Annotated in this window: 4 protein-coding genes and 1 pseudogene; 3 read left to right on the forward strand and 2 right to left on the reverse strand. The window is 63.4% G+C overall.

The window, feature by feature from the left end:
• Window positions 1–186 precede the first annotated feature (186 nt).
• Both AC1DJT_RS34790 and AC1DJT_RS34795 read right to left on the reverse strand, forming a co-directional pair.
• On the reverse strand, window positions 187–414 hold the full coding sequence (locus AC1DJT_RS34790) for a hypothetical protein (RefSeq protein ID WP_441492602.1): 228 nt from the start codon (window positions 412–414) through the stop codon (window positions 187–189).
• Window positions 415–421: 7 nt separating this feature from the next.
• On the reverse strand, window positions 422–649 hold the full coding sequence (locus tag AC1DJT_RS34795) for a helix-turn-helix domain-containing protein (protein ID WP_441492601.1): 228 nt from the start codon (window positions 647–649) through the stop codon (window positions 422–424).
• Between the two features lie 741 nt (window positions 650–1,390).
• On the opposite strand from AC1DJT_RS34795, the gene AC1DJT_RS34800 reads away from it, so the two are divergent.
• The 3 genes and pseudogenes from AC1DJT_RS34800 to AC1DJT_RS34810 all read left to right on the forward strand — a co-directional run.
• On the forward strand, window positions 1,391–2,107 hold the full coding sequence (locus tag AC1DJT_RS34800; protein WP_441480493.1) for an IclR family transcriptional regulator: 717 nt from the start codon (window positions 1,391–1,393) through the stop codon (window positions 2,105–2,107).
• A gap of 142 nt (window positions 2,108–2,249) precedes the next feature.
• Entirely contained in the window at window positions 2,250–3,845 is a 1,596-nt protein-coding gene (locus AC1DJT_RS34805) for a hypothetical protein (RefSeq protein ID WP_441492600.1), read from the forward strand.
• Window positions 3,845–4,182: pseudogene (locus AC1DJT_RS34810) on the forward strand (hypothetical protein); the annotation flags it as partial. The gene AC1DJT_RS34805 and the pseudogene AC1DJT_RS34810, both read left to right, overlap by 1 nt.

The raw sequence follows: 4,182 nt of genomic DNA on the forward strand, positions 1-4,182 counted from the left end.
CCACAGTATCGAGCAGTTACAGCAGCACGAGGACTAGCAGGGTCACTATCAAAACCATCAGGTCGACGGCTATAACGACCATCCATTCCAGCCGTACTCCCACCAGCCGGTTCCACCGGGGCCTCAAAGCCGCAGATCGGAGAGAAACCTAGAAGTGGCTGGAGGCGCTCTGCTTGGCCTGAATGGCTATGCCAAGTTCCGTTCAATTGCGGATCGCGCAGCCTTGAAGGTCGCTTCTGCGTCCGGCACAGCGCCTTGCTGCTGTTCAAGAATGAGAAGGGCGATTTCGTAGATCTCCCTTATGTCGGCGGCCTGCAAAACGCCTTTTTGCACCAGGCAACGCAGGAGGCCGGCCATGGTTGCGGTGGAGACGAGGTTTGCTGCGGCGATGCCATGCGACGAGGCAACGGACATCGCGCGCTCATTGGGCCGCTGGATGTGCAGGTTCCGGCACGGTGTAACCGTCCGCTGCGTACAACGTAATTTTGTTACGCAACGTGCGGATGGAGATGCCGAGCAGAAAGGCGGCATGGGTGCGGTTGCCGCCGGTTTCCCGCAGCGTGGCGAGGATCAGCTGGCGTTCGACAAAGGCAACTGGCAGGCCGACGAACTGATCCACGACGGATCGCACAGCATCGAGCAGTTGCATGGTCACGGTCCTTTCCGAGCCCCCCAACCCTGATGGACACCTTAGAATGGCGCCCGCCGCGGTTAAGAAGCGGTAAATCGGCATGGGGCGGTAAGAGTGGACGCCGAGGGGATCGGCGCTCTCCGCCTCCCGTAGAGCTCCTGCCTGATCGTTATGGTCGGATGTTCACTGCAATAACCCGCGTGGGCAGTGGGGTTGCACGTGCGATCGCGATGGGCGCACGACCATCCGGCCGCCGCTGGTGCATCAGAAGCCTGGTGGACGCGCTCAACCGTTGCCCTGGCCATCGTATGCGCCGATGTCGCCGGCTGTTCCGGCCTGATGAGCGCCGACGAGGAGAGGACCTTTACTCGCGTACCGACGCTCATCAGCAAGATGGTTCAGCCGAGGCAGCGGAAACAAGGCGCACCGTCAAGACCATGCGCGACGGGTTCCTGGCGGAACTTACCAGCGTCATCAAGGCGGCCGAGTGCGCGGCGGAAGTCCGACAAAAATGCGCTGTGGCTGACCGGGACACGCGTTTCCGGAGGGATCCATGTGGCGACGTCATCGCTCAAGGCGCGACGTCTTCGGTGACGGCGTCAACATCGCGGCGCGTCTTCAGGAAGCTGCCGAACTGAGCGGATCCTCGGTTCCCGCGCGGTCCGCGGCGCGGATACCGAAGTGGATCGGCGCTGGCCTTGACACAGATCAAAATTGTATGATGCTATTAACATACATCGTATTCATATAGAAGACAACATGGCTGTTCGCTCTCTCTCCACCACGCTCAAGACGCTCGCGGTCTGCGATGTCATCGCGGCATCCCCAAAGCCAATGCGACTGCCCGATGTCGTCAAGGCGACAGGCGACCAGCGCGCCGCGGTCTATCAGCGGCTGCGTACGCTGGTGGATGCAGGCTTTCTCGAGCAGACGGTCGAGGGCGCGTTCCGGCTAGCGCTACGCTTTCAGTTCTACGCAGTGCGTGCCCTCGAGCAGGCCAATCTCGGAGAACGGACGACAGAATTGCTTCAGGAGATCGTAGCCGAGAGCGGCGAAACGGCGACGATTTCAGTGCTCGACGGCTATCATGCGGTCATTATCAACCGGGTCGAATCGCATCAGGTACTGCGTGCCGATCTCCGGGTCGGCGCACGCATGGCGCTGGGCGCTAGCGCGTCGGGCTCCGTGCTCGTCGCCTTCGGCTCGCTGGAAATGCGTGAACGGCTGCGCGAGCAGGGCATCGCGCTCCCTGACGACATCGCGCTGGCAGAGGTTCGCGAACGCGGCTTTGCCCTCTTCGCACCGACGGACCCGCAATTCGTCGCGGCGGTTGCTGCACCGGTTTTCGACGCGGCCGGCCAATGCATTGCCGTCATCGCGATCTCCGGCCCGACCACGCGGTTCGATCACGCGAACTGCGCGCCGATTGCGGTCAGCGCGGCGCAACGCTTCAGCGCTCAATTCGGGAATGCATGACATGTCGGCCCTGCCATTCTCCCTCGCCTCCAAGCCCGGTCCCTGGCAGCCGCGGGCCCTGATGCGATCCCCCTCCACGCTCATGCGACCGGAGATATTGGCCGCGATTCAACCGTCACGGATCAGTGCATCGCGGACCCTGATGGCTCGCGCCTCACATCAGCGCTGGCAGATCACCTGTCAGGATTTCGATATCGACGCGCGCGGTCGAGGCACGGCGCGCTACGGCATCGAGGCCGATGGCTGGCACTTCACCTTCCCAATCTTTTCGTTCGAGCCCTCAGGTCGCGAGCGCACTGGCCGCATCATCGGCCGGTCCTGGGACATGATGGGCGGTTTGATCGAAGGCAAACTTTCGGCCGCCGGCATCGAGCAACTTAGACAGGAACTGCCGAAGCTCTATGAGGGCCGCGCTACCCCGCAGACCTTGACCTGGGCGCGCTCGAACCGCTCGGGACGGCTGTTCGACCTTGCCGTCGACCATCTCGCATCCGGGCAACAGCCGCCCATCGCCGAGCTCGGCCGCACCTGCTACTTCATGCGCAACACCGGCATCGACGGCAACGGCACCTTCGGCACCAAGTCCTTCCTTGCCTTCGCGCCGGACCATCCGCTGCGAGCCTCGCTGCAAGCGCAAATGCTCACCGCCTATATGATGCGCGTCTTTGCCGGCGATCTCGTCCAGCATTTTGCGCGGATGAAGGGCGGCCCGGCGGCAGTGGCGATGCAGCCCGAGTTGCGCCGCTTCCTGGGTGTCGGCAACGGCTCGGCGCTGGGGCTGATGTTTTTCGTCAATAACCATCCTCGCCTGATCGACCGTTGGCTGACGATCCACGAGGAGGCCATCGCCCATGGCCGGTTGCTGCGTGTCGGTCCCGATGCTGCCCCGCTGGTTCAATTGGCGGCACTGCTCGACAAGGCAATCCTGGCGCGGCGCCAGGATCGGGCCGAATATGAAGCCTTCGCGCCAAGCAGCATCGTCGCTGACGACCTCGCCATCATCCGCCGCGAACTCGGCCAGTTGATCGAGCGCGTGCGCGCCGGCTGCGCCGAGGCGACCCCACTCGTCGACTTCACCGCTTCGCTCGACGGCCGCGTCAATCGCGAGGCCCACGAAACGCTACTGTCTCTCATCATCGAACTCGTGCCCGAAATCGCCGATGGCCTGGCACAAACTCTCGTGATCGATGAGGATCTCGCCGGCCGCCCCGAAATGCCGATCGGACGGCTACAAGAGATCCTGAGGGCCGATTACAGCTGGGCCTTCGATCTCGATCTCGTCTCCGAGCGCTCACAGCGCTACGTCTGGTACAAATCGCGCACGGCCGAGGAGCCGCGTCGTGGACCACGCGAAGAGATCGGCGCGGCTCATAATCTTGGCCTCGATCTGCCGCGCCTCGTCGTTGCACTCGATCGCGATCTCGCTGCCGCCGATCCCCGCCTCAGCGTCGCGCGCTTCCTCATGGCGCACCCATTGCACCGGCAGATCGTGATCCGCATCCAGGCGCTTGCTGGACTGCCCTATCACTCGCCGCATGCCGACATCATGGGCGAGGACTTCGTTCCGGCGCATATCACCCGGCTCTTGAACGTCGGCATCCACGGTATCGACAAGGCCCGCGACTTCCTGAACCGCAATCTGCGCGGCGTGATCTTCCACGGCGCCCCGACCCCCGAAGATCTCGCCTCGGGGAGCGCCGCTTCCCATTGGTTCTATCCCGCGGAGCCTCAGGCATGATGCTATCCGAAACGCTGATCCTGTCCGTGCGCGAACTCCGGCTCATTCTGGAGCGACTGGTTCAGGCCGCCGGCACGCCCGCTGGGCTATTACCCTCCGTGCGCGATTGCGCATTCTATTCCGCCGTGCTGCCGGGGMCAGGTCTGTCTGGCATCGCACAGCAGATAGAGCACGTGCGTGCGAGCGGCGTTGCCCCGCTCGCCGATGTCAGCACTGACGGCGAATTGACGATAGACTGCGGCGGCCAGCATGCCTGGATGGTGGCCGAGACGCTGCTTGACTTGGCTGTCGAGCGCTTTCGGTTGACCGGCCGGGGGGAGGTTTTGGCGCTCAATCT

The sequence above is a fragment of the Allobosea sp. 05T422_2 genome, from assembly GCF_056396265.1.

Excerpts from the sequence above, each read along its gene's own strand:
- AC1DJT_RS34790 (WP_441492602.1), bottom strand. The coding sequence starts at position 414 with ATGTCCGTTGCCTCGTCGCATGGCATCGCCGCAGCAAACCTCGTCTCC.
- AC1DJT_RS34795 (WP_441492601.1), bottom strand. The coding sequence starts at position 649 with ATGCAACTGCTCGATGCTGTGCGATCCGTCGTGGATCAGTTCGTCGGC.
- AC1DJT_RS34800 (WP_441480493.1), top strand. The coding sequence starts at position 1,391 with ATGGCTGTTCGCTCTCTCTCCACCACGCTCAAGACGCTCGCGGTCTGC.
- AC1DJT_RS34805 (WP_441492600.1), top strand. The coding sequence starts at position 2,250 with ATGGCTCGCGCCTCACATCAGCGCTGGCAGATCACCTGTCAGGATTTC.